This window comes from Candidimonas sp. SYP-B2681, assembly GCF_003971065.1.
Lineage (GTDB): Bacteria > Pseudomonadota > Gammaproteobacteria > Burkholderiales > Burkholderiaceae_B > Pollutimonas.
In genome coordinates this window covers 254,201-278,074 of sequence record NZ_RYDV01000004.1, presented here as the reverse complement: position 1 = coordinate 278,074, position 23,874 = coordinate 254,201, and the positions used below count along the sequence as shown (strand labels likewise).

Here is a 23,874-nt window from a genome sequence, read left to right as displayed (position 1 = left end):
CAGGTGAATGAATGTCGCAGTTAATGGTTGTATCGATGTTGCTGTTTTTCGCGCTGTCCGTCCCGGTGGCGGTGTCCATCGGGCTGGGCAGCATGCTGGGTATTGCCTTTGACGGCCAGATGACATGGCTTGTTGTGGCCCAGCAAATTTATGCTTCGCTCGACAAATACCCCTTGGTCGCCGTGCCTTTCTTTATTCTGGCGGGCAACCTCATGGAGGCTGGCGGTATTTCCGAGCGCATGGTGACCTTCGCAAAAAGCGTGGTTGGCGGCTTTCAGGGCGGCCTCGCGTGCACGTGCGTGCTGACCTGCATGATTTTCGCGGCAGTGGCCGGCTCGAGCGTGGCCACCACCTTTGCGGTGGGCGCCATTCTGATACCGGCCATGGTCAAGCATGGTTATCCCAAGCCCTTTGCCGCGTCTCTGCAGGCCTCGGCGGCTGAACTGGGCGTTATTATTCCGCCCTCGATTCCCATGATTCTGTTCGCTGTGGCAACGGATACGTCGGTGGGCGAGTTGTTTATTGCAGGCGTCGGGCCGGGCATTTTGATCGGCCTGGCCTTGATGCTTTACGTCTGGATATACGCGCGCAAGCATGGCTATGGCAAGAACGACGGCGATGGCCGCCTGGACTTGTGGCCGGCCTTCAAACAAGCTTGGCTTGCGCTACTGATGCCTGGAATTATCCTGGGTGGTATCTATGGCGGAATCTTCACCCCTACTGAAGCCTCGGCTGTCGCGGTCGTTTATGCGTTGGTGGTGGGCATATTCGTCTATCGACGGATAACCTTCGCAAATCTTTCCAAAACGCTGCATCGTTCGGTGATATCGACGGCGGTCATTATGTTTGTGATCGCCAACGCAGGGGTCTTCGGGTTCTTGCTGAATCGGGCAGGAATTCCTGCTGCATTGGGCGAGTGGCTGGGCGAGATTTTCAGCAACAAATACACTTTCCTGCTGGGGGTCAATGCTGCGCTGTTCGTGATCGGAATGTTCATCGAGACGTCGGCATCGATTGTGGTCCTGGCTCCGTTGCTGCTTCCGGTGGCCATCCACTTCGGTGTGGATCCAGCCCATTTCGGCATCATCATGGTGGTGAATCTGGCATTGGGTATGGTGACTCCACCATTCGGTGTCAACCTGTTTGCAGCATGCGCTGTGGCGAATTTATCGATCGAGCGCCTGATACGGCCGTTACTGCCGTTTGTCGCAGTGGTGGTGGCGTGTTTGATGGTGATCACGTATGTGCCGGAGATTTCGCTGTATTTCAAGGAACTGGTATACGGGTAGGGGGAGGCCGAGCCTCTGTGTCTTTTTGAATGCTGTTACGCACGGGTTCTTTGTTCCACGGATTCTTTGTTCCTTTAGACGGTGCAGTGGGTCAGGGCAGGTCCGGCTCAAGATCGCTGCGGTCCCTGCGGGACTACCCGCGAATGGGCCTGGATCACGGCGGGCGAGAACTCGTGGGGCCAACAGTCCATCGGACTGTTGGCAAGCGTCCCACTCGAACAGGCTCGCCCTTGAACCCGTGATACAGGCCCATTCGCGGCGCGCTCAACCTTTCGCCAAACCTGCCCTGACCCACTGCACCTCAAATAGGTAACTTTGGACCGCAACGCATGACATGGAAGCCAAGGTGTCTGAAGGCGGGGCCGGGCGGGCGAGGTTTGCGTGCGCCGTGCCAATGCTGCGGATTGTGGGTGCAAGGCCGCGCATGTTTGAACGGCGAGCTTACGGACAGCCGGGGGCTGTCCGTTGCCGTGAGTTCGCGGCCGCCCCAAGCCGCAGCGTTGGCTCGGGAAGTCATGGCATAGCCATGACCGCAACGCATCGAGCACGTCCGGCCCCGCCTACAGACACCGGTTAATGAACAACGGCCGCCTCGGTATACAGATTCCGGGTCTAAGGAGCGACAGCCTTGGTATACGTACACCAGCGGCTCACGGCGGGTCCGGCCCGAAATGGATGCATCCCTACGGAACTACGCGCACCTGAACCTATCCGGCCGCCGCCGCGGCCGTGGACACCGTTATCGGCTTAATCCGCGGGCACTAATAGGCCATATCGCTTCAACGTGATGCCCCCGTATCGCCACAACGCAGTCGTGCAGATTGAAGGTCGGATCGCAATGGCCGGGAATCATACGCAAATGCGTGCCGAGTTCTGGACGGTGGCGCCGGCTGCTGGCCAACAATATGGAATGCTCGTCATGCACCCCCACGCAACGCAAACCTTCGCGGTCGGCCACTTGCGGCGCCCCGCTTTCAGCGCTGGTAGACTTCAGGCCCAGATCAACCACTGCGCGGTCGGGCGTTGGTGTGCTCATTACTGTGCCCAGTAAGAAAAGGCTGTGCCGGAACGAAAGGGCTTCGCCCCAATCAATGGCCGCGTAGTCCGAGTCCATAAATGCATAAGATCCCGCCTGGATCTCGGTGAAGACACCGCTTGCGACATCGAAGGCCGCCGTACCGGTTCCGCCGCCGCTGACGACCGCGCAATCGATGCTGGCCGCGTAAAACGCGTCGAGGTATTGCCGAATCTGGCGCACGGTCTTGTCGGCGGCCTTCTGGCGCTGATCCCACGAACGCTTGTGTTGGATCCCACCATGATAGGCCTGCACCCCCGCAAAGCTCACATGAGGCAGCTTACGTATCAGATGAACCAAAGCAATGGCCTCTTCGGGGGTCTGGACGCCGCAACGCTTTTGGCCGACATCAAGCTCGATCAGCACGCGTACGTTTGCGTCATGCTCGACCATCATGGCAGACAGCGCTTCGAGCGCCTTGGGGTTATCGACACACACGATCATATGGGCCTGTTTGGCCAGGCGCGCGAGCAGCGCCAGCTTGCCGGAACCGACGATCTCGTTACTGATCAGGATATCGCGCACGCCCGCAGCCACAAAAGGAACCGCCTCCGAAACCTTCTGGCAGCAAATTCCCACTGCACCCAGTGCAATTTGCCTTAAGGCGATTTCGGGGCATTTGTGGGCTTTTGCATGCGGACGCAAGGCCACGCCATGCCTTTCTGCCAACACCTGCATGGTCCGAAGATTATCTTCAAACACATCCAGATCAAGAATAAGGCTGGGTGTGTCAATGGCGCTGATTGAATCGCCGGGCCGTGCAATCGGTGGAATAGCGACTTTTTCGATTTTTTGCGGCTCTGAATCAAGGACCGCCTGTTTTACGTCTTCCATGTACCACCCCCAACATCGAATGAAGCTGCGGTTTATGTATTAACCTAGCCAGAGGGCCAGGCGTCGGTTTGCAACAACGGCCCGATTTGCCCGAGATGACAAATCAGCGTACAGTCATCATTAACTTTACCGGTTAAGCTTTTATCTACTCACTGACTTCGCAAACGCAAAGACTTTCGCAAACGGCAACCGGAATCGCATATGTTCGATATATTGGTTTATTTGTTCGAAACTTACTATACACCGCAAGCATGTCCCGAGGCTGATGTCCTTGCGCATAAGTTAGCTGCCGTGGGCTTCGAAGACGAAGACATCAACGATGCCTTGGGCTGGTTGCACGGATTGGCTCAAACGACGGAAGAATGCGGTCAACTGGCCAAAAATCCGGCCGGCGACAGCAAACGCATTTATACCAGCTACGAATATCAAACGCTCGGAACCGAGGCCATAGGTTTTATTACCTTCCTCGAAAACTCCGACGTGCTGCCATCGGCCCTGCGGGAAATCCTTATCGATCGGGCTCAGGCAACCACCGAGTCTCCGATTTCTCTTGAAAAAATCAAAATTATCGCCTTGATGGTTCTCTGGAGCCAAGAGGCCGAAGTTGATCATTTGGTATTTGAAGAGCTGCTGGCCGACGATCCTGCGCGGTTATCGCACTAGGCGGATTCTGCCGGATGGCACTTGACACGCAAGGCAGTAGGCGGCCCTATACGGGCCGCTTTGCGCCCAGCCCAACAGGGCCTTTGCATGACGGTTCCCTCCTGGCGGCCATGGGCAGCTTCCTGGACGCCCGAGCGCATGGCGGAAAGTGGCTACTACGCATCGAAGACATCGATACGCAGCGCGTGGTGCCAGGCGCCGACCGGATCATCATGGGGCAGCTACATGCCTTGGGCATGCATTGGGATCAGGCGCCCGTCTGGCAATCGCAGCGGCTGAAGCTGTATCAAAATGCATTTGACCACCTGCTGGCGCGGCAATTGGTATATGGTTGCGCCTGTACTCGCCAGGAACTTCCGTTGGGTGCTTATCCGGGCACATGCCGTAACGGCATTCCGGCGGGTCGTGAGGCACGCGCTTGGCGATTCAAGGTGCCCGCAGGTCTGGAAACTTTTGAGGACCGCTGGCAGGGCGCGCAGCACCAAGATGTGGCTGCCGAGGTGGGCGACTTCATAATCAAACGTGCCGATGGTATATGGGCTTACCAGATGGCGGTGGTAATCGACGATGGCGATCAGCGCATTACCGACATCGTGCGCGGTACCGATCTACTTGACTCGACAGCGCGGCAACAGGTGTTGGCCCGCCACCTTGGTATTATCTACCCACGGGTAATGCATGTTCCTTTGCTGCTGGACGATTCCGGCCGGAAGTTATCGAAACAGAACCATGCAACCGCGCTAGACCTTGCGAATCCGGTGCGAACGCTGAACAAGGCGTGGCAGGCATTAGGATTCAACGCGATGCCCGAAACCGACTTGAAGTCCTTCTGGTACAGCGCTCAAGCACAGTGGGCCCGTCGATTTAGTGTATTGTGACGCCGGCAAGGGGTGTTTTTATTACACTCGACTTGCATAGTGCGATTCTCACCTCGTATGATCCGCGCTATTGCTGCTGAAACGCAGTTACTGGAAACTCATGAATAAAACGCTGATTATTGCCGAGAAACCCTCGGTAGCTTTAGATATTTCGCGCGCCCTAGGAGGCTTCACTCGGGAAGGCGATTACTTTGAAAGCGAGCATTATGTGCTGGCTTCCAGCATTGGGCATTTGCTCAGCCTGGTCGCGCCTAATGATCCCGTGCGCGGTAAATGGAGCTTTGCTCATTTGCCGGTCATCCCTCCTCAATTTGAACTCGGGCCCACCGACAAAAGATCCGCTGAACGCCTAAAGCTATTGGTGAAACTGCTCAAACGCAAAGACGTTGCCGCCGTTATCAATGCCTGCGACGCGGGACGTGAAGGTGAGTTGATTTTCCGCTACATCGTGCAGTATTCAGGGATCAAAAAACCTGTTACGCGGCTGTGGCTAAGGTCCATGACGCAAGCGGCGATTCGCGAAGCGTTCGATAATCTGCGTGACGACGAAACCATGAAACCGCTGGAAGCAGCGGCTCGCTCGCGTGCTGAAGCCGACTGGCTGGTCGGCATCAACGGCACGCGCGCCATGACGGCTTTCAATAGCAAAGATGGCGGCTTCTTCAAAACGCCAGTAGGGCGGGTCCAGACGCCTACGCTGGCTATCGTGGCTGAACGCGAAGAACGTATCCGCAAATTCATATCGCGTGATTACTGGGAAGTGCATGCCACCTTTGTCGCTGCTGCGGGAATTTACACCGGTCGCTGGTTCGATCCAAAATTCGTCAAAGACGAACGGGATCCCGAGCGCCGTGACTCGCGTCTATGGTCGCAGACTGCTGCACAAACCATCGTCACGGCTTGTCGCGACAAGCCTGGCCGGGTAAGCGAAGAATCCAAGCCTTCCACACAAATTTCACCAGCCCTGTTTGACCTCACCTCGCTGCAACGCGAGGCGAACTCTCGCTTCGGTTTCTCAGCCAAGACTACATTGGGGCTGGCCCAAACTCTGTACGAACGGCATAAGGCGCTGACTTATCCTCGTACCGACTCGCGCTATCTGCCTGAAGACTATATACAAACCGTTCAGCAGACCATGCAGGCGTTGTCTGAAGGCGGTTCGTCGGCTGCAGCCAACGTACGCCCGTTCGCCGAAACCGTAGTCAAGCAAAATTGGGTCAAGCCCAATCGCCGCATTTTCGACAATAAAAAGGTATCGGATCACTTTGCCATTATCCCGACGCTGCAAATACCGCGCGAACTGAGTGACGCCGAAAGCAAGATCTATGACCTGATCACCAAGCGCTTTCTGGCGGTATTTTTCCCCGCCGCCGAATTTCGCCTGACCACCCGAATTACCGAAGTGTCTGGGCACCAATTCAAAACGGAAGGCAAGGTACTGGTATCGCCGGGATGGCTCGCCATTTATGGCAGGGAAGCCCAGGGCGACGACACAAACCTGGTGGCGGTCTCCGAGGGCGAAAAGGTCAGCACCGAAGATATCGAAGCTAAAGCGCTCGCGACTAAACCGCCTGCACGTTTCAACGAAGCAACGTTGCTCTCGGCCATGGAAGGCGCGGGCAAGTTGATCGACGACGAAGCCTTGCGCGAAGCCATGTCCGAACGTGGGCTGGGTACTCCAGCGACTCGTGCCGCCATTATTGAAGGCTTGCTTAACGAAGGCTATTTACGTCGCGAAGGCCGCGACCTGATTCCCAGCGCCAAAGCGCGCCAGCTTATGACCCTGCTTTCCGGCTTGGGCGTGAACGAGCTGACATCGCCAGAACTGACAGGCGAGTGGGAGCATCGTCTGAAACAAATCGAGCAACGCGAACTGGATCGCGATGAATTCATGCGCGAGATTGCGCAAATGACCCAAGTCATCGTCAAGCGCGCCAAAGAATACGAACGCGATACGGTGCCCGGCGACTATGCGACCTTAAGCACGCCTTGCCCGAAATGCGGCGCAGTCGTAAAGGAAAACTACCGGCGGTATGCGTGCACGAGTTGCGATTTTTCGATTGGCAAGCACCCTGGTGGCCGCACGTTCGAGATTCCCGAGGTCGAGGAATTGCTCAGAGAGCGCCAGCTGGGCCCGCTGCCTGGCTTCATCAGCAAAATGGGGCGCCCATTTGCCGCGTTGTTACGTATTACCGATGAGTTCAAGCTGGAGTTCGACTTTGGTCAAAAGGACGACGAAGACACCGAACCGGTAGATTTCTCGGCGCATACATCGCTGGGCAATTGTCCGAAGTGCGCAAGCCAGGTGTTTGATTACGGAATGAACTATGTGTGCGAGAAGTCGACGGGTCCTGAAAAGTCCTGCGATTTCCGTACGGGTAAGATGATTTTGCAGCAGGAGATTTCGCCTGAGCAGATTCAGAAGCTGCTCAATACCGGAAAGACGGATCTACTTGAGGGGTTTGTGTCGAGTCGCACGAATCGCAAGTTCAAGGCATATTTGGCCAAGCAGGAAGACGGCAAGATAGGTTTTGAGTTCGAGCCTCGGCCCGAAAAGCCTGGACGGAAGACGGCAGCGAAGACGGCGTCCAAAACGGCCAGCAAGACCGCGAGCAAAACGGCGACAAAGACTGCTGCCAAGTCGGCGGTGAAGAAGGCCGTAGCCAAGAAAGCTGTGAAGAAAGTGGTCAGCAAGGCGGTGACAAAAGTGGCGGCGAAGACCGCAACGAAGACTGCGGTGAAAAAGGCGGTGAGCAAGGCCGCAGTGAAGAAAGCGGTAAAGGCAGCGGCCGTGTCAGTGGGTGTGGATGATGAGGATCCTCCGTTCTAACTAGCGACTCAATCTGCTGTTTTGGCATGATTCCAAGGAAGGCTGTCTGTGAAGATGGCCTTTCTTCGTTTTGGGTTTGTTTGTGTCTCAGAATGACCTATGTTGCCCGCCCGGCCCCGGTTACAGGGACTTTAGCTTCCATGGCATGCGGGAACGTTTACACCTTTCGGTAAGCTTTTGTTCTTGAGCAGTTGCGCTGTTTTTGACGTCGGGTCGTCAGTTCCTTAAGTCGGCTCGTTCGTTCTTCGGAGCGATCGTCGCTTCTTAAATCGGCTCTTTTGTTCTTCGGACGGATCGTGGTTTCTTACGTCGGTGCAGCGGGTCGCAGGAGGCAGGGACGAAAGATCGCTGCGGTCCCGCTTCGCAGGACTGCCCGGCCAACCGCGCTGGCTCGGGGCGGGCCCGAACTCGCCATCGCCAGGCCTGAGGCCTGTGCTTTTGGCTCAAACAGGCGGGCCCTTTTTTCCCCGACCCAGCACGGTTGCCCGGCGCGCTCAAACTTTCGTCCTAGCCTCCTGCGACCCGCTGCACCTTGGACGTGAATGTGATTGGACCGATCTTGGTTCTGTGGCTAGGTTAGCGCTGCATCGGGCTAGCGTGAGTCTAGTGTGCCTAGGTATTCTGGCATGTGAGCTATCTGGGTATTTATAGCGAGTGGCTAGATGCCAATGGGGCAATGTGGAATGCGGCTACGTAGCGATGCGGCCAGGGAGGTCCACCTTGCGTCGGTGTGGCTACCGTTTCCCGACGCTATGGCCACGTAGCACTTTGCACGGCGGCCAGCGTATCCGCCGGTCGCACCAAATACCTGTCTGCCCGCCCATATCGTGCATCGATGCCAATCGAATCCCCTTAGCCGTGGTGCCTGGGGCTGGGTAAGCGATTTTTTCGCCCGCCGCATTACCGGGCCATTGCGGGGATTCAAGGCTGTGCTGTCTGAGCGACGCGGACAGGCCAATGGACTGTCCGCGTCGCGAGTTCGCAGCCGCCCCGCAATGGATCGGTAATGCGGGCAGCGCTGGCGAAGCCAGGGCCGGGCGAATCTAGCGCACCCAGCCCCAGTCACGACGGCTCTTAAGAAACCCGAGAACGAACAGACCGAAGAACAAAGACCGAAGAACAAAGACCGAAGAACAAAGACCGAAGAACAAAGACCGAAGAACAATGACCGAAGAACAATGACCGAGGAACAAACAGACCCAAGAACGCCGACAAAATCCAGGCCACGCCCGCACCGTACCCCCTTAGTCAGCAATGGAAATCAACTCCGCCCCATCACTCACTTGATCGCCAACACCGAAATAAAGCTCCTCAATCGTACCGTCCGCGGGCGCATAAATCGTGTGCTCCATCTTCATGGCCTCCATCACCAGCAACGCATCTCCACTCTTCACCTTATCGCCCGCTTTCACCGAAATGGAAATAATCTTGCCCGGCATCGGCGCAGTCAAACCGCCACCATGTTGCGCCGAATCATCCACCGAATGGGCCACCGCATCGTGCACCTGGAACACCCGCAGACCATCATCGGCAAACACATGCACATCCTCGCCGTGCAGCACAACACTGGCCGAAGCATCAGCATTACCCAAACGGATGCGCACCCGAAACTGCCGGGTCGGCAGCGTATCGGCCCGCCAGCTAAACGAATGACTCTCGCCGTTGTGAGAGCATGACCATTGATCGCCATTGCGTCTGACTTGCACCTCTTGCAGCTCATCCTGTTCCAGCAAACCGAAAGCCTGCACATAACGGCCGTTAATACGCCAGCCATCCGCCTGTGCCCACGGGTCTACATGCATCGTGGTTTCACGAGCCGCCGACTGCGTCAGCCCCTGCTTAGCCAGCAACGCCGCCACCGCCAGCGCCAGCGTGCTGAAAGGCGCCTGTGCTGCAGGCGGAAACAAACTATCGTACTGCCGGTCTATCAGGCCGGTATCCAGGTCCGCACTGGCAAATGCCGGGTCCAGCATCAGGCGGCGCAGGAAAGCGATATTGGTTTGCACCCCTACGCTTTGAATTTCACCCAGGGCCTGCACCATACGGGCCCTCGCTTGGTCGCGGTCGGCGCCACGCACGATGAGCTTGGCGATCATCGGGTCGTAAAAAGGGGTGATGGTGTCACCCGCCTGCACGCCGCCGTCCACCCGGATATCGCCGTTCTGAAAGCTGGAGTGCGGCGGAAAATTGAGCGTCGTCAACGCCCCGATGGAAGGTAAAAAGCCCTTGTCAGGGTTCTCCGCATAAATACGCGCTTCAATGGCATGGCCCGTAATCGTGAGCTCGTCCTGGGTCATGGGCAGCGCCTCGCCCGCTGCGACACGCAATTGCCATTCCACCAGATCGTGGCCGGTAATCATTTCGGTCACCGGGTGCTCTACCTGCAGTCGTGTATTCATTTCCATGAAATAGAAACGACCGTCGGGCTCGACGATGAATTCGACGGTACCGGCGCCTTCATAACCGACCGCACGTGCGGCCGCGACGGCCGCTTCTCCCATGGCCCGCCGCCGCGCTTCAGTCATGCCGGGTGCCGGCGCTTCTTCGATGACTTTCTGGTGCCGGCGTTGTACCGAGCAATCGCGCTCGAATAAATAGACGCAATTGCCGTGGGTATCGGCAAACACCTGAATCTCGATATGGCGCGGTTTCTTCAGATAACGTTCGATCAGTACTTTGTCGTCGCCAAAGCTGCTCGCCGCCTCGCGCTGGCAGGAAGCCAGGGCTTCGGCAAAGGCGGCGCTGCTTTCCACGATGCGCATGCCCTTGCCGCCACCACCCGCACTGGCCTTGATCAGTACTGGGTAGCCGATTGCATCGGCCTGGGCTTGTAGAAATTGCGGATCTTGATTGTCGCCGTGGTAGCCCGGTACCAGAGGTACGCCGGCTTTTTCCATGAGCGTTTTCGCCGCTGATTTGCTCCCCATGGCGGCAATGGCACTGACCGGCGGCCCAACGAAAACAATACCGGCATCGGCACAAGCCTGGGCGAATCCTTCGTTTTCCGAAAGGAATCCATAGCCCGGGTGTATGGCCTGGGCGCCAGTTTTCAATGCCGCCGCGATAATGACGTCTCCGCGAAGGTAACTGGCGCGCGGCTCGGAGCCTCCGATATGCACCGCGGTGTCGCAAGCGGCGACATGGCGCGAGCCGGCATCGGCGTCGGAATATACGGCGACCGTGCGCAGGCCCATGCGATGAGCGCTGGCGGCCACGCGGCATGCGATCTCGCCGCGATTGGCAATCAGTAAGGTGGTGAACAAATCGACTCCTTGGGATTACATGCGGAACACGCCGAAACGTGTGTCCTCGATTGGGGCATTAAGCGCGGCAGACAGGCCCAGGGCCAGTACCCGGCGGGTATCGGCGGGCATGATGATGCCGTCGTCCCACAACCGTGCCGTAGCATAGTAGGGGTGGCCTTCTTTTTCGTACTGATCCCGGATCGGGGCCTTGAATTCTTCTTCTTCGGTTTTGCTCCAGGTGCCGCCCTTGGCTTCGATGCCATCGCGCCGCACAGTCGCCAGCACGCTGGCCGCCTGCTCGCCGCCCATGACCGAAATGCGTGCGTTAGGCCAAAGGAACAATAGTCGCGGGCCGAATGCGCGGCCGCACATGCCATAGTTGCCGGCCCCGAATGAGCCGCCGATGAGTATGGTGAATTTGGGTACCGACGCCGTGGATACGGCCGTGACCATTTTGGCGCCATGGCGCGCTATGCCTTCGTTTTCGTATTTGCGGCCGACCATGAAGCCAGTGATGTTTTGCAGGAAGACGAGCGGTATTTTTCGCTGGCAACACAGCTCGATGAAGTGTGTGCCTTTTTGTGCCGCTTCCGAAAACAGGACGCCGTTGTTGGCGATGATGCCCACGGGCATGCCGTGAATATGGGCGAACCCTGTAATCAGCGTGGTACCGAAGCGTGCCTTGAATTCGTCGAACTCGGATCCGTCGACGATGCGGGCTATGACTTCACGCACGTCGTAAGGCTTACGGGTGTCGTTGGGAATGATGCCGTTCAGTTCCTGAGGGTCGTAAAGGGGTTCGGCGAACGCCTTGCGCCGTAGTTGAACGGGCTTTTGACGATTCAGCCTGGCCACGGCATTGCGTGCCAGATAAAGCGCATGCAGGTCGTTGTTGGCAAGGTGGTCGGCGACTCCGGACAGGCGTGTATGAACGTCGCCCCCGCCCAAATCTTCGGCGCTGACCACTTCGCCGGTTGCCGCCTTGACCAGCGGTGGGCCGGCCAGGAAGATAGTGCCCTGATCTTTCACGATGATGGATTCATCGCTCATGGCGGGGACATAGGCGCCGCCAGCGGTGCAAGAGCCCATCACGACAGCGATCTGGCCTATGCCTTGAGACGACATGACAGCCTGGTTATAGAAGATGCGGCCGAAATGGTCGCGGTCGGGAAATACTTCATCCTGATTGGGCAGATTGGCGCCGCCCGAATCGACCAGATAGATGCAGGGCAGCTTGTTTTGCTGCGCAATTTCCTGGGCCCGCAAGTGTTTCTTGACCGTAAGGGGATAGTAGGTTCCGCCTTTCACCGTCGCGTCGTTGCAGACTATCATGCATTCAGTACCGGCAACGCGCCCGATGCCGGTGATTAGGCCCGCACCCGGAGCGGCATTGTCGTATACGTTATACGCCGCTAAAGGCGACAGTTCCAGGAAAGGTGTGCCCGGATCCAGCAGCCGTTCTACCCGGTCACGTGGCAGCAGTTTGCCGCGGGCAAGGTGCTTGGCACGGGCGGTCTCGTTGCCGCCCAAGGCGGTTTGCGTCAGTTGTTCTTGCAGGTTGTCGACCTGTTCCTGCATAGCGCGGGCGTTGTCGACAAACGCTTGTGACCTCGGATTGATCCGGGATTCGATGACGGGCATTGCTTGCTGTTCCTAAAAAATCAAAGAAGGCGCGGCGATATATGCCGCGCCCCTCAACCGCATCAGACCATTTCAATAGCCATGGCAACCGCTTCGCCACCGCCAATGCACAAGGACGCCACGCCGCGTTTGCCGCCGGTTTTGCGCAGGGCGCCGATTAGAGTCGTCAGCAGGCGCGCACCGGATGCACCGATTGGGTGACCCAATGCCGTGGCGCCGCCGTGAATGTTGACCTTGTCGTGCGACAACTTCAGGTCGCTCATGGCCGCCATGGTGACGACGGCGAACGCTTCGTTGATCTCGTACAGGTCGACGTCGTCAGCGGTCCAGCCGGTTTTATCAAACAGCTTTTGAATCGCGCCAACAGGCGCGGTGGTGAACCAGCCGGGTTCCTGGGAGTGCTGGCTGTGGCCGACTATGCGGGCCAATGGCGTGGCGCCAAGCTTCTGGGCGGTCGATTCGCGCATCAGCACCATGGCCGCAGCGCCGTCCGAAATAGACGAAGAATTGGCCGCTGTCACCGTTCCGTCTTTCTTGAATGCCGGCTTGAGCGTCGGGATTTTTTCCGGCATGGCTTTGGTCGGACCTTCGTCGGTGTCGATGACCGTGTCGCCCTTGCGCCCGGCAACCGTAACGGGAGTGATTTCCCATTTAAAGCTGCCGTCTTCGTTGGCGGCCCGTGCCCGGCGCAGGGATTCCATCGAGAACGCGTCTTGTTGTTCGCGGGTAAAGGAGTATTTCGAGGCGCAGTCTTCGGCAAATACGCCCATGGCAGTGCCGCGTTGATAGGCGTCTTCCAGGCCATCCAGGGCCATGTGGTCGTATACGTTGGAATGACCGTAACGATAGCCCTCGCGCCCTTTCAAAAGCAGATACGGCGCATTGCTCATGCTTTCCTGGCCGCCTGCGACGACGACGTCGGCGCTGCCTGCCAAGATGATGTCATGGCCAAGCATAGCGGCTTTCAGGCCCGAGCCGCAGACTTTGTGTATGGTCGTGCAAGCCACGCCCAATGGCAGGCCGGCGCCCAGCGCGGCCTGACGCGCCGGAGCTTGGCCTTGTCCAGCCTGCAGCACGTTGCCCATAATGACTTCATTGACGGCGTCGCCCTGGATGCCTGCCCGTTCGATGGCGGCCTTGATCACAATGGAGCCGAGCTCGTGGGCAGCGAGGCCGGAAAGGCTGCCCATCATACCGCCCATGGGGGTACGTGCAACCGAGACTATAACGATAGGGTCAGACATGATTTGCTCCTGAGGGGTGCGAAAAATAAAGGGGATTTAAAGGGCCGCTTAGGTCCAAGTATTGGAGTCGCCTTTCGCGGTCGTAAGGGAAAATATCTTCTATGCGGCCTTGCGCGACACGCTCGCGGCATGCGCACCACCAGTCGGCATCGAGCAGGTCGGCATGGTGTTTCAGGAAAGCCGCCCGGACGCGGATGTCGCCCAGCAAGAAGTATCGAAACTCTTCGGGGAACACATCGTGCGGGCCCACGGGATACCAGGGCTCGTTCGATAGCTCGGCCTCTTCATTGGGTGCCGCGGGGATGTGCCGAAAATTCATTTCGGTCATGTGCTGGATTTCATCGTAATCGTAGAAAACCACCCGGCCAAGTCGTGTCACGCCGAAGTTTTTAAACAGCATGTCGCCGGGGAATATATTGGCGGCGGCCAATTCGCGTATCGCCTCGCCATACCCTTTCACGGCGGTTTCCAGGGCGGCGTCCGAGACTCGCGCCAGGTAGATGTTGAGTGGTGTCATGCGCCGTTCTATATACACATGGCGCAAGACAATGCTGTCGTCGGTTTCCTCGAGCAGGCTGGGTACCTGGTCACGTAGTTCAGCAAGTAGATTCTCTGAAAACCGCGCACGGGGCAGGGCCACTTGGGAATATTCCCAGGTGTCGGCCATACGGCCTACGCGGTCGTGCTTTTTAACCAGTTGGTACTTGCGTCGCACGGTAGTGTGGTCCATGCCTTCTTTGGCAATGCGATCGCGTATTAGCTTGAAAACATAAGGGTACGACGGTAGGGTGAATACGGTCATGACCATGCCATGGATGCCGGGCGCGATATCGAAGGCGTCGTGCGAATGCGCCAAATGATGCAGGAAGTCGCGGTAAAACAGGGTCTTGCCCTGTTTTTGCAATCCTATGGTGGTGTAGATTTCGGCCTTCGGTTTGCGGGGCAGTAACGACGTCAGGAATTGCACATAGGCCGCGGGGGTTTCCATGTCGACCAGGAAATAAGCGCGAGTGAAGCTGAACAGCGTGCTCAGGTCGTCGGAGGTGTGCAATAAGGCATCCAGCTGGATCTGACCCGAAGGGGTATGCAGCAGAGCGATGGCAAACGGATAGATCGTGCCCTGATTCACGAGCCGGCCTACCGCATACGCGCCCTTGTTTCTGAAAAACAGGGAGTTCAGCATGTGGATCTGGCAGTCTGGGGCCAGGCGCGGCCCGGCGCCACTGGGAATGGTCCGTCGTAGTTGCCTGATGGCCATGCGTGCGACGTTGCGGGCATCGGCGGGCAGGTCGGAAAAGGGGGCGGCCAGTCCGAAATCGGCCATCATGTTAATTAGCGATTTCTCGAGGCGCTGCTTGGCCGGGTAATAGACGCGGTAAGAGGGCAGCTTGCTGTCCAGGTAGTCTGTGGCGATGGCCGGCCGGACAAACAGGAAGTCGTTGTGAAAGTAATCGCGGTGCAAAATTTTGCACGACACCGAATTGAAGAATGTCTCGGCGCATTCCGGTTGCCGGTGGCCAGCAAGAAGGGCGACGAATTCCATCTTGACGGTTTGCCAGAAGTCCAGTTGTGCCGGCGTCAGGCTCTGTTGCGCCGAAGCGCCGCTTGGGCTGGCCACACTGTCTTTCAGTGCTGCGTTCAGCACCGTGGTGCATTCATGCACGCGTGTGTCGTAGTACTCGATACGCTCGCGCGACAGCTGCTGTATGTCGCGCCAGTGTCCCGACTCGAACAGCGATTTGGCGCGTTGCGCCCCATAGCGGAACAACGCGTAATGACGATCAAATCCATCGAGTATGGTCTGCGCAACGGCCTGGGGAGATATCCCGGGCCGCGCCACCTGCTCGATGCGTTGATGGTCTCCGTCAAACATCATGCCTTACCTTCTTGCGTGCCTGTACAGGCGCTACACCCCCGGGCAGTGGGGCCGTCAGTGCCAGGATGAACTTATGCGGTTTCGTTGAACAGTTCACGACCGATCAACATGCGGCGGATTTCGCTGGTGCCAGCGCCGATTTCGTAGAGCTTGGCATCGCGCCACAAACGACCCGTGGGATAATCATTAATGTAACCGTTCCCGCCCAATATCTGTATCCCTTCGCCGGCCATCCAGGTGGCTTTTTCAGCGCAATACAGGATCACGGCGGCGCAATCCTTGCGCACTTCGCGCGCATGGCCATTGCCCAGCTTGTCGAGGTTTTTTCCCACTGCATAGCAGAATGCACGGCTGGCTTGCAAGGTGGTGTAAAGGTCGGCAACTTTGCCCTGAATCAGCTGAAATTCACCTATCGATTGGCCGAATTGCTTGCGGTCGTGAATATAGGGCACGACGACGTCCATGACGGCTTGCATGATGCCTAGCGGCCCGCCTGCCAGCACGGCACGCTCGTAATCCAGACCGCTCATTAGTACCTTCGCCCCGCCATTGAGTTCGCCCAAGATGTTTTCTTCTGGCACTTCGCAGTCGTGGAACACCAGTTCACCGGTATGGCTGCCCCGCATGCCAAGCTTGTCCAGTTTTTGCGCCACCGAAAAACCCTTGTAGCCTTTTTCGATGATAAAAGCAGTAATGCCGCGCTGCTTGGCGGCCGGGTCGGTCTTGGCATAGACGACCAGTGTGTCGGCATCAGGGCCGTTCGTGATCCACATCTTGGTGCCGTTAAGCACATAGCGGTCGCCGTGCTTTTCGGCGCGCAGTTTCATGCTGACGACGTCGGACCCTGCGCCGGATTCGCTCATGGCCAATGCACCCACATGTTCGCCCGACACCAGCTTGGGAAGGTATTTCTGCTTCTGTTGATTTGTACCGTTGCGGTGTATTTGGTTGACGCACAGATTTGAATGAGCGCCATACGACAGGGCAATGGACGCACTGGCGCGCGAGATTTCTTCCATGGCGATCATGTGCGCCAGATATCCCATATTCGAGCCGCCATATTCTTCGCTGACGGTCATTCCCAGAAGTCCCAAATCACCAAATTTGCGCCATAAATCCATTGGAAACTGATCGCTGCGATCGACCTCGGCAGCGCGGGGCGCGATTTCCGCTTGCGCGAAGTCACGAACTGCATCACGCAGCATGTCCAGGTCGGAACCCAGGTCAAAATTCAAGCCGGGAATATTCATTTTGTCTCCAATGACGGATCTGACGGTTCAGCGTGCGACAGGAATGTTGACCAGTTTGGCACGGTGATGGGAAAGCTGTATTTATATTACGTTTACGTAAACGTCAACTACAAGGGTTTTCCCTTGTTTTGATCATTACCGGTCTATATTCCTTGGCGCTGTGCAAGAAGCTTTTCGCAATTGGCTTGTTGGCGCTGAATTTCATGCAGGGTCTCGTCGATATCTTTACGCTGCTGTTCCATCATGGCCCGGTGCTTTTCCAGCACAGTCATATAGTGACGCAATTGTGCCGTGGTGTCTCCCGGCCCGTCGTACATATCGATCAAGCTAAGGATTTCGGCTAATTGCAGTCCCAGCCGCTTGCCGCGTAGGGCCAGTTTCAGGCGAGTACGATCACGGGGGCCATAGACGCGGTTGCGTCCGTCTCTGCTGGGGCTGACAATGCCTTGATCTTCGTAGAAGCGAATGGTGCGCGGCGTGATGGCGAATTCCTGCGCGAGCTCGGAGATAGTCCAGGTGGGATCGGTCATGAAGATGGCCTATTGGCAGTTTACGTTAACGTAAACTATGATGCCATAATACGTTGATCAGGCATACTGCGTCAGGACGAACTTGGATCGCGCCCGGCGAGCGGAGACTTTGTATGAACCCAAACGAACAAAAATTAACCTACCCATGGGCTGACGTTTTGCCCGAACCGGGCCATGCGCATGTCGTCGCCGATGGCGTACGCTGGATACGCATGCCCCTGCCGTTTGCGTTGGATCACATCAACTTGTGGTTGCTGCGTGATCAGATCGATGGTCGCGAAGGCTGGACCGTCGTCGATTGCGGCGTGTCGCGCGATGACGTTAAGGCGCTGTGGGAAGACGTGTTCGTTAACGCGCTGGACGGCTTGCCTGTATTGCGCGTGATCGTCACACATATGCACCCTGACCATGTCGGTCTGGCTTACTGGCTATGCGAAAAATGGAATGCGCCCTTATGGATGACCATGACCGATTACGCCGTAGCTCGATTGTGGTCACGGCCCGCTGTCAACGGCAGCGCAGCCGGAGGGCCTAACGGCCAGTCGGCCGTCGAGCACTTCACACGCCATGGGCTCAATAACCCAGAAGCTCAGGAAAAAATTCGTCAGCGGTCGAACTATTACCCCAGCCTTGTGCCTGATGTCCCTGCCCGATTCAATCGAATGATGCAGGGCGATCGCATTCTGATCGGCGGGCGTTACTGGCGCGTTATCGTCGGCTATGGCCATGCACCGGAACACGCTTCCCTGTATTGCGATACCTTGCAAGTACTGATCTCGGGCGATATGGTTTTGCCGCGCATTTCCACCAATATCAGCGTGTTCGACTTCGAGCCCGAGTCCAATCCTTTGCCGCTGTACTTGAATTCGCTGCGCGGCTACGACGAACTCGCAGAAGACACCTTGGTGCTGCCTTCACACGGTCGCCCCTTCAAAGGCTTGCACGAGCGCATTGCGCAGCAGCATCAACATCATGCGGAACGCCTGGCAGAGGTGCTGGACGCCTGCACCGACCCTAAGAGCACAACCGATATCCTGCCGGTGATGTTCAAACGCCAGCTGGATCTTCATCAGCTGACGTTCGCCATGGGCGAAGCGCTGGCGCATTTGCATGCCTTGTTTTTCGACGGCTTGCTCGAACGCAGTGTTGGTACGGATGGGGTCATACGGTTCAAGCGCAAGTAACGTTATCGGTTAACGAAGGCCAGCTTTAACGCCAAGCCCAGGAATACGACGCCAGCTGTGCGGTTTAGTACCAGCTGCGCTGTCTGTGAACGCTGTACGCGCTCGCCCAAGAACCCGGAAAACAGGGCGATTGCGCCAAAAACCAGCAAGGTGGCGAGCATGAAAAGACCGCCCAGGCTTAGGGTTTGCAGCGCTACCGAGCCCCGTGCGGGCGAGGTGAATTGCGGTAAAAAGGCCAGGAAAAAAAGCGACACCTTGGGGTTGGTCAAATTCATAACGATGCCGCGACGGTAAAGTTGCATCTTGCTTTGTCGCGCGGGCTTTTCGGCATCTGCCGCCGTGGCGCTGGTGCGAAAAGCACCCCAGGCCAGATACACCAGATAGGCGGCGCCGGCAAGCTTCAATACTGTGAAAGCAGTCTCAGACGCCGCAAAAACGGCGGCCAGGCCAACCGCCACAGCAATGGTATGACCGACCAACCCGGTGCACAGCCCCAAAACGACCAGCATGCCGCAAGCCCGCCCCCACAAGGCCGATTGCATCAAGACAAACAAATTATCCGGCCCAGGCGTCAGGGCCAGCAGTATGGCGATGCCAAAAAAGGAGAGAGCCACTTCAAATGTCAGCATGGTGGGATCTTTGTTAAAGCGGTTTAAGTACAACAGGCATTATGCGCGTTGTCCGCAACAATTCGACGCCGTATCCTTTATTATCAAGCTTGCACGGTGCCGTGTCCGGCTCCGAAACGGTCTTGATCGATGTGGTCCACATTGCTGGCAACCTTCAATTTTTAACACGAACTATGGCTAAAACTGCTTCTGCACATCTGGATACCCTGCTGCAACATACCGGCGTGGCAGAGTTCGACTCCGCCCGTGGGTCGGCACCGGTTGCCTTGCCCTCCATGCGTACAAGCACCGTACGTTTCCAGAACCTTGACGCCCTGGAACGGGCGCAGGCCAGTAAAGCACAAGGCGACCGCAGTGTTACCTACGGCCGCGCAGGCATGGACACCCATGCCGCATTGGAAGAAGTCTTCTGCGAGCTCGAAGCCGCCGAAAGAGCATTCCTCGCACCATCCGGTCTGTCCGCTATTACCCTGGCTTTCTTCAGTGTTCTAAGCACTCAGGATCACGTGCTGGTGGCGGATTGCGCGTATGGCCCTGTGCGATACCTGGATAAGATTGTCCTGGGCCGAATGGGTGTCCAGGTTAGCTACAGTCGCGCAACCCCAGCCGCGCTTGAATCGCAGCTTCGCCCCAATACCAAGATGCTCTATGTCGAGTCGCCCGGGTCTTTGCTTTTCGAAATGCTCGATATCCCGGCGCTGGCCGAATTTGCAAAGAAGCACGACTTGATCCTTGCTGTCGACAATACGTGGGGGTCCGGTTATATATATCGCCCTCTGGAATTGGGGGCCGACATTTCCGTGGTGGCGGGTACGAAGTATGTGGCCGGTCATTCCGACCTGATGCTCGGGGCCGTCATGGCTAAAGACCCCGCCCTGATACAACGCATCAACGAGACGCACTACGCCATGGGGTATTCCATCAGCGCCGACGACGCCTGGCTGGCAATTCGGGGGGCGCGCACCTTGCCTATTCGAATGCGCCAAAGCGCCCAGAATGCCCTGGAAATCTGTGAATTTTTAAGTTCATGCCCTGACGTCGCGCGCATTTATCACCCCGCCTGGCCGGCCGACTCAGGCCACGCGCTGTGGCGTCGCGATTGCACTGGCTCCAATGGCATGCTCTCGGTCGAGCTCAAATTTACCCATGCCGCCGCTCGCCGCTTTGTCGACGCTCTTACGCTCTTCGGCATTGGATTTTCGTGGGGTGGCTTCGAAAGCCTGGTGCAGTTGGTCGACCACGGATCGTTGAAGCTTCACGGCTACTGGACACCTAATGCCCACGCCGTGGTTCGCCTGCACATAGGGCTGGAATCGCCCCAAGACCTGATTGCGGATATTAGCCAGGCGCTGGACCAGGCGGCCGCTATCTAAACGGTGCCAAGCGCCGCCTGACAATTGTCGGGCGGGCCTCAAGCCGCGCCCGAGGCGCCGCCAGGCGTAACGTTTATCTATTTTTTATTTACCATTTCAACCAGCTTCTGGGCCTGTGTGATGGTGGCTTCGTAACTGTTGGTCATGGTCGGCGAGGTAACGTACTTGCCGCCCACTGCAACGGTTGGCGTACCTTCAACGTTATAGGCTTTGGCCAGTTCGTCGGCACGCATGATTTTCGATTTCACGCCGAACGAATTAAAGACGTCTTCAAAGGCCTTGCGATCCACGCCTTTGCTGACAACCCAGTCTGTAATCGCCTTTGCATCGTAAATACGTTTGCGTTCGGTGTGAATGGCCTTGAAGACTTCGCCATGCAAATCAAGGCGATTCAGGCTTTCCAGCGAATAGTACAGTTTTTGCAGGTCGGCCATACTGGCATTGAAGGCCACCGGCACCGGCTTGAATACCACGTTTTCGGGTAGCGTCTTCGCCCAGGTCTGGATCATCGGTTCAATGGTATTGCAGTGCGAGCAGCTGTAGGCAAAGAACTCGAGCACTTCGATTTTTCCGGCCGTATCCGAGGGTTGAGCCGGTTCGATCGTTGCGTATTGACCTTTGGCGGTCTGGGCTTGAGTCGCGGGGACGAACAGCATCCCCGAACCGATAGCGACGAAAGCGAAAGTGCGTAGAAGCAGGTTTTTAAGCGACATATTGGTTTCCAGAACAATTCAAAAACAAATAAGACTGGCCCAGACGGTTTAAGTTCAGGCCCGCGATGGTTACGTGCAAATCGCTGCACCACAGACGGAGGCCGCCATCTTACTGGCGAATCACCGACGAGGCGATCTTTTCTTCACCGAGGCGAGCACGTGAGCGGTTCATTTCGTCGATGCCCTTGAACGGGCCGACCCGAACGCGATTGATCGTTGCGCCATTGACCTGCGCCTTTTGCACCTGTGCAGATAAGCCCATTAGCAATATGCGCGCCTTGACGGCCTCGGCGTCGCTCTCGGAACGAAATGCGCCTGCCTGCAGATAATAGGTGGTCTGGCTGCTTGCCGCGGGGGCCGACTTTGGCGCAGCGGCGGGCGCTTCCGTTCCCGGAGCGGATTTGGTGGGGACAGCCGCCTTTTGAGCTTGCTCGGGCTTGCCCAGGCTGGCGATTAGGTTTCCAAGGTCGTCCGGTGCTGCCGGCTTGGACGGGGCTTCGGTACCGGGCGCGGGCATGCCAGGCAGCGGCACGGGTGCCGTAGCGGTAGGCCCACTGGGGCTGACGCCGGCCGCACCGTTCTTGCCATACAAACCAATGTTAGGGTCGGGTGCGTCGCGCACATCGGGTAAAAGCGTTTGGGCGGGGTCTCGGCTGGCTTTATCCACGAAAGGCATGGGTACTTTGGTGACAAAAAGCGCCACGGCCACGGCGGCGGCCAATCCAAAGATCAGGCCTATCAACACCCCAAACAAGGTGCTGCCGCCCGACTTCGAGCTAGAGGTTTTGCGACTATTGCGGGCCATGGGGTGAATTACATCCTTTCGGGGGCGGATACGCCCAGTAGTTCAAGACCGCTGGCGATAACTTGCCGGGTGGCTTGGGCCAGGCGCAGGCGGGCAAGCTTGAGCTCGATATCGTCTACCAGCACACGTTCGGCGTTGTACCACGCATGGAAGTCTGCAGCGCAATCGCGCAGCCAGAAAGCCAGATGATGCGGCGCCAGTTCCTGAGCAGCCAGCGCCAGCGTATTCGGATATTCGGCCAGGCGCTGCATGAGGGCAAATTCCGTGGGGGCGAGCAGCTTGTCTATGGGCGCGGTCGGGACCTGGTCTGCCAGTGCCGACGACTGCGCCAGCATTGAACAAATGCGGGCGTGTGCGTACTGGATATAGTACACCGGGTTTTCCTCGCTTTTGGACAGCGCGAGGTCTATGTCGAAGACGAATTCCGAGTCGGCACGCCGCTGACTGAGGAAGAACCGCACCGCATCCTGACCGACCCAGTCGATCAGGTCGCGCATGGTGACGTAGCTGCCGGCGCGCTTTGAAATTTTCACTTCAGCGCCTTCACGGACCACCTTGACCATCTTGTGCAGGACGTATGCCGGAAAATCTTTGGGAATGCCCATTTCCAGCGCTTGTAGCCCCGCGCGGACGCGGGCAATCGTGCCATGGTGGTCGGTGCCCTGAATGTTGATGGCGTGATGGAAGCCGCGCTCCCATTTCGTGACATGGTAGGCCACGTCCGGAACGAAATACGTGTAGCCGCCTTCCGATTTGCGCATGACACGATCTTTGTCGTCGCCGGTACCCAGCTCGGTGGTTCGCAGCCATAGCGCGCCTTCGCTCTCGTAGGTATGGCCCGCTGCTATCAGTGCTTGCACGGTTTTTTCGACACGCCCGCTGGTGTATAGCGAGCTTTCCAGATAGTAATTGTCGAATTTCAGCCCGAACGCCTGGAGATCGAGATCTTGTTCGCGGCGCAAATAGGCGACGGCGAACATGCGGATATCGTCCAGGCTGTCCAGGTTGGTGGTGGCCGTGACCGATGTGCCATCAGTCGCTTGAACGGTTGCCCCCGCCTGGAAGTCGCGGGCAATATCCATAATGTAGTCGCCCTTGTAACCGTCTTCGGGGAAGTCGGACGCATCGGGTTCTATACCTTTGGCTCGGGCTTGCACGCTGATCGCCAGATTGTCGATCTGGTTGCCGGCATCGTTGTAATAGAACTCGCGGGTGACGTCATAACCCTGGGCCGTAAACAGGCGGCACATCGAATCGCCCAGCGCCGCCTGGCGGGAATGTCCTACATGCAGGGGACCTGTCGGGTTGGCCGATACAAATTCCACCATCACTTTCTCGCCGGTGGCGGGGCGATGGCCGAATTGCGTTCCTTCTTGCTGTACGTCGTGCAGAACGGCCTGGCGTGCGGCCGTCGATAGGCGGAAATTAATGAAACCCGGTCCGGCAATTTCCGTCGAACTAAGTAGCTGTTGCGAGGCGGGATCGGCCAACAGCGCATCGACGATTTGTTGCGCCAGTTCACGCGGGTTGCGCTTGGCCGGTTTGGCCAGCTGCATGGCAATATTGCACGCCATATCGCCATGCGCGGCGACTTTCGGTCGTTCAAGCAGGACAGTGGGCGTCGCCTCGGGCAGAATTTTGCCGACAGCGGCCTGTATCAGGGAGGTGAGTTGTTGTTGTTGCCCAGGAAGCATAAGACGAATCAATAGTCGAAAAGAGTGGTGCGAAGCCCATAGTGGGCATGGTCGGACGCCATGATCAGCGCCATAAGACGCAAACGCCGGGAAGGGGTAAATGATAGCGTGATTTCCCCTT

Annotated in this window: 17 protein-coding genes; 6 read left to right on the top strand and 11 right to left on the bottom strand. The window is 57.5% G+C overall.

The window, feature by feature from the left end; translation table 11 throughout:
- Positions 1-11 precede the first annotated feature (11 nt).
- On the top strand, positions 12-1,289 hold the full coding sequence (locus EKL30_RS10775; protein ID WP_126707228.1) for a TRAP transporter large permease: 1,278 nt from the start codon (positions 12-14) through the stop codon (positions 1,287-1,289).
- A gap of 739 nt (positions 1,290-2,028) precedes the next feature.
- Here EKL30_RS10775 and EKL30_RS10770 read toward each other — a convergent pair.
- Complete coding sequence (locus EKL30_RS10770; RefSeq protein ID WP_126707227.1) at positions 2,029-3,198, bottom strand: DSD1 family PLP-dependent enzyme; 1,170 nt, start codon at positions 3,196-3,198, stop codon at positions 2,029-2,031.
- Positions 3,199-3,399: 201 nt separating this feature from the next.
- Between EKL30_RS10770 and EKL30_RS10765 the strand changes: the two genes are divergently transcribed.
- The 3 genes from EKL30_RS10765 (at position 3,400) to EKL30_RS10755 (ending at position 7,569) form a co-directional block, all read left to right on the top strand.
- A complete protein-coding gene (locus tag EKL30_RS10765; RefSeq protein ID WP_126707226.1) occupies positions 3,400-3,861 on the top strand; it encodes a DUF494 family protein in 462 nt (153 codons plus the stop codon).
- A gap of 14 nt (positions 3,862-3,875) precedes the next feature.
- Positions 3,876-4,739, top strand: a complete 864-nt coding sequence (gene gluQRS / locus EKL30_RS10760; protein ID WP_126707225.1) for a tRNA glutamyl-Q(34) synthetase GluQRS — start codon at positions 3,876-3,878, stop codon at positions 4,737-4,739.
- 100 nt (positions 4,740-4,839) lie between these two features.
- The gene (locus EKL30_RS10755; RefSeq protein ID WP_126707224.1) at positions 4,840-7,569 is read left to right on the top strand and encodes a DNA topoisomerase III; all 2,730 of its coding nucleotides are present in this window, start codon (positions 4,840-4,842) and stop codon (positions 7,567-7,569) included.
- 1,244 nt (positions 7,570-8,813) lie between these two features.
- Here EKL30_RS10755 and EKL30_RS10750 read toward each other — a convergent pair.
- The 6 genes from EKL30_RS10750 to EKL30_RS10725 all read right to left on the bottom strand — a co-directional run bounded on the left by EKL30_RS10750 (position 8,814) and on the right by EKL30_RS10725 (position 17,355).
- Positions 8,814-10,832, bottom strand: coding sequence for an acetyl/propionyl/methylcrotonyl-CoA carboxylase subunit alpha (locus EKL30_RS10750; RefSeq protein WP_126707223.1), 2,019 nt, complete (start codon positions 10,830-10,832; stop codon positions 8,814-8,816).
- 15 nt (positions 10,833-10,847) lie between these two features.
- The gene (locus EKL30_RS10745; protein ID WP_126707222.1) at positions 10,848-12,455 is read right to left on the bottom strand and encodes a carboxyl transferase domain-containing protein; all 1,608 of its coding nucleotides are present in this window, start codon (positions 12,453-12,455) and stop codon (positions 10,848-10,850) included.
- A 62-nt stretch (positions 12,456-12,517) separates the two neighbouring features.
- Entirely contained in the window at positions 12,518-13,699 is a 1,182-nt protein-coding gene (locus EKL30_RS10740; protein WP_126707221.1) for an acetyl-CoA C-acetyltransferase, read from the bottom strand.
- The gene (gene aceK, locus EKL30_RS10735) at positions 13,692-15,575 is read right to left on the bottom strand and encodes a bifunctional isocitrate dehydrogenase kinase/phosphatase (protein ID WP_126707220.1); all 1,884 of its coding nucleotides are present in this window, start codon (positions 15,573-15,575) and stop codon (positions 13,692-13,694) included. Before aceK ends, EKL30_RS10740 begins: the two co-directional genes overlap by 8 nt.
- Before the next feature lie 71 nt (positions 15,576-15,646).
- Positions 15,647-16,825 (bottom strand): isovaleryl-CoA dehydrogenase, encoded by a 1,179-nt coding sequence (locus EKL30_RS10730; protein WP_126707219.1) that lies wholly within the window; start codon positions 16,823-16,825, stop codon positions 15,647-15,649.
- A 143-nt stretch (positions 16,826-16,968) separates the two neighbouring features.
- On the bottom strand, positions 16,969-17,355 hold the full coding sequence (locus EKL30_RS10725) for a MerR family DNA-binding transcriptional regulator (protein WP_126707218.1): 387 nt from the start codon (positions 17,353-17,355) through the stop codon (positions 16,969-16,971).
- Between the two features lie 113 nt (positions 17,356-17,468).
- On the opposite strand from EKL30_RS10725, the gene EKL30_RS10720 reads away from it, so the two are divergent.
- The gene (locus EKL30_RS10720) at positions 17,469-18,539 is read left to right on the top strand and encodes an MBL fold metallo-hydrolase (RefSeq protein ID WP_126707217.1); all 1,071 of its coding nucleotides are present in this window, start codon (positions 17,469-17,471) and stop codon (positions 18,537-18,539) included.
- A gap of 2 nt (positions 18,540-18,541) precedes the next feature.
- Here the strand turns inward: EKL30_RS10720 and EKL30_RS10715 are convergent, their stop codons facing one another.
- Positions 18,542-19,168: a LysE family translocator gene (locus tag EKL30_RS10715; RefSeq protein WP_126707216.1), complete on the bottom strand. Its 627-nt coding sequence runs from the start codon at positions 19,166-19,168 to the stop codon at positions 18,542-18,544.
- 173 nt (positions 19,169-19,341) lie between these two features.
- On the opposite strand from EKL30_RS10715, the gene EKL30_RS10710 reads away from it, so the two are divergent.
- Entirely contained in the window at positions 19,342-20,541 is a 1,200-nt protein-coding gene (locus EKL30_RS10710) for a PLP-dependent aspartate aminotransferase family protein (protein WP_126707215.1), read from the top strand.
- Between the two features lie 77 nt (positions 20,542-20,618).
- Here EKL30_RS10710 and EKL30_RS10705 read toward each other — a convergent pair whose 3' ends face one another.
- From EKL30_RS10705 to argS, 3 genes are all read right to left on the bottom strand, one after another.
- The gene (locus EKL30_RS10705) at positions 20,619-21,254 is read right to left on the bottom strand and encodes a thiol:disulfide interchange protein DsbA/DsbL (protein WP_126707214.1); all 636 of its coding nucleotides are present in this window, start codon (positions 21,252-21,254) and stop codon (positions 20,619-20,621) included.
- A gap of 109 nt (positions 21,255-21,363) precedes the next feature.
- On the bottom strand, positions 21,364-22,059 hold the full coding sequence (locus tag EKL30_RS10700) for an SPOR domain-containing protein (protein WP_126707213.1): 696 nt from the start codon (positions 22,057-22,059) through the stop codon (positions 21,364-21,366).
- Positions 22,060-22,067: 8 nt separating this feature from the next.
- Entirely contained in the window at positions 22,068-23,753 is a 1,686-nt protein-coding gene (argS, locus tag EKL30_RS10695; protein WP_126707212.1) for an arginine--tRNA ligase, read from the bottom strand.
- Positions 23,754-23,874 lie beyond the last annotated feature (121 nt).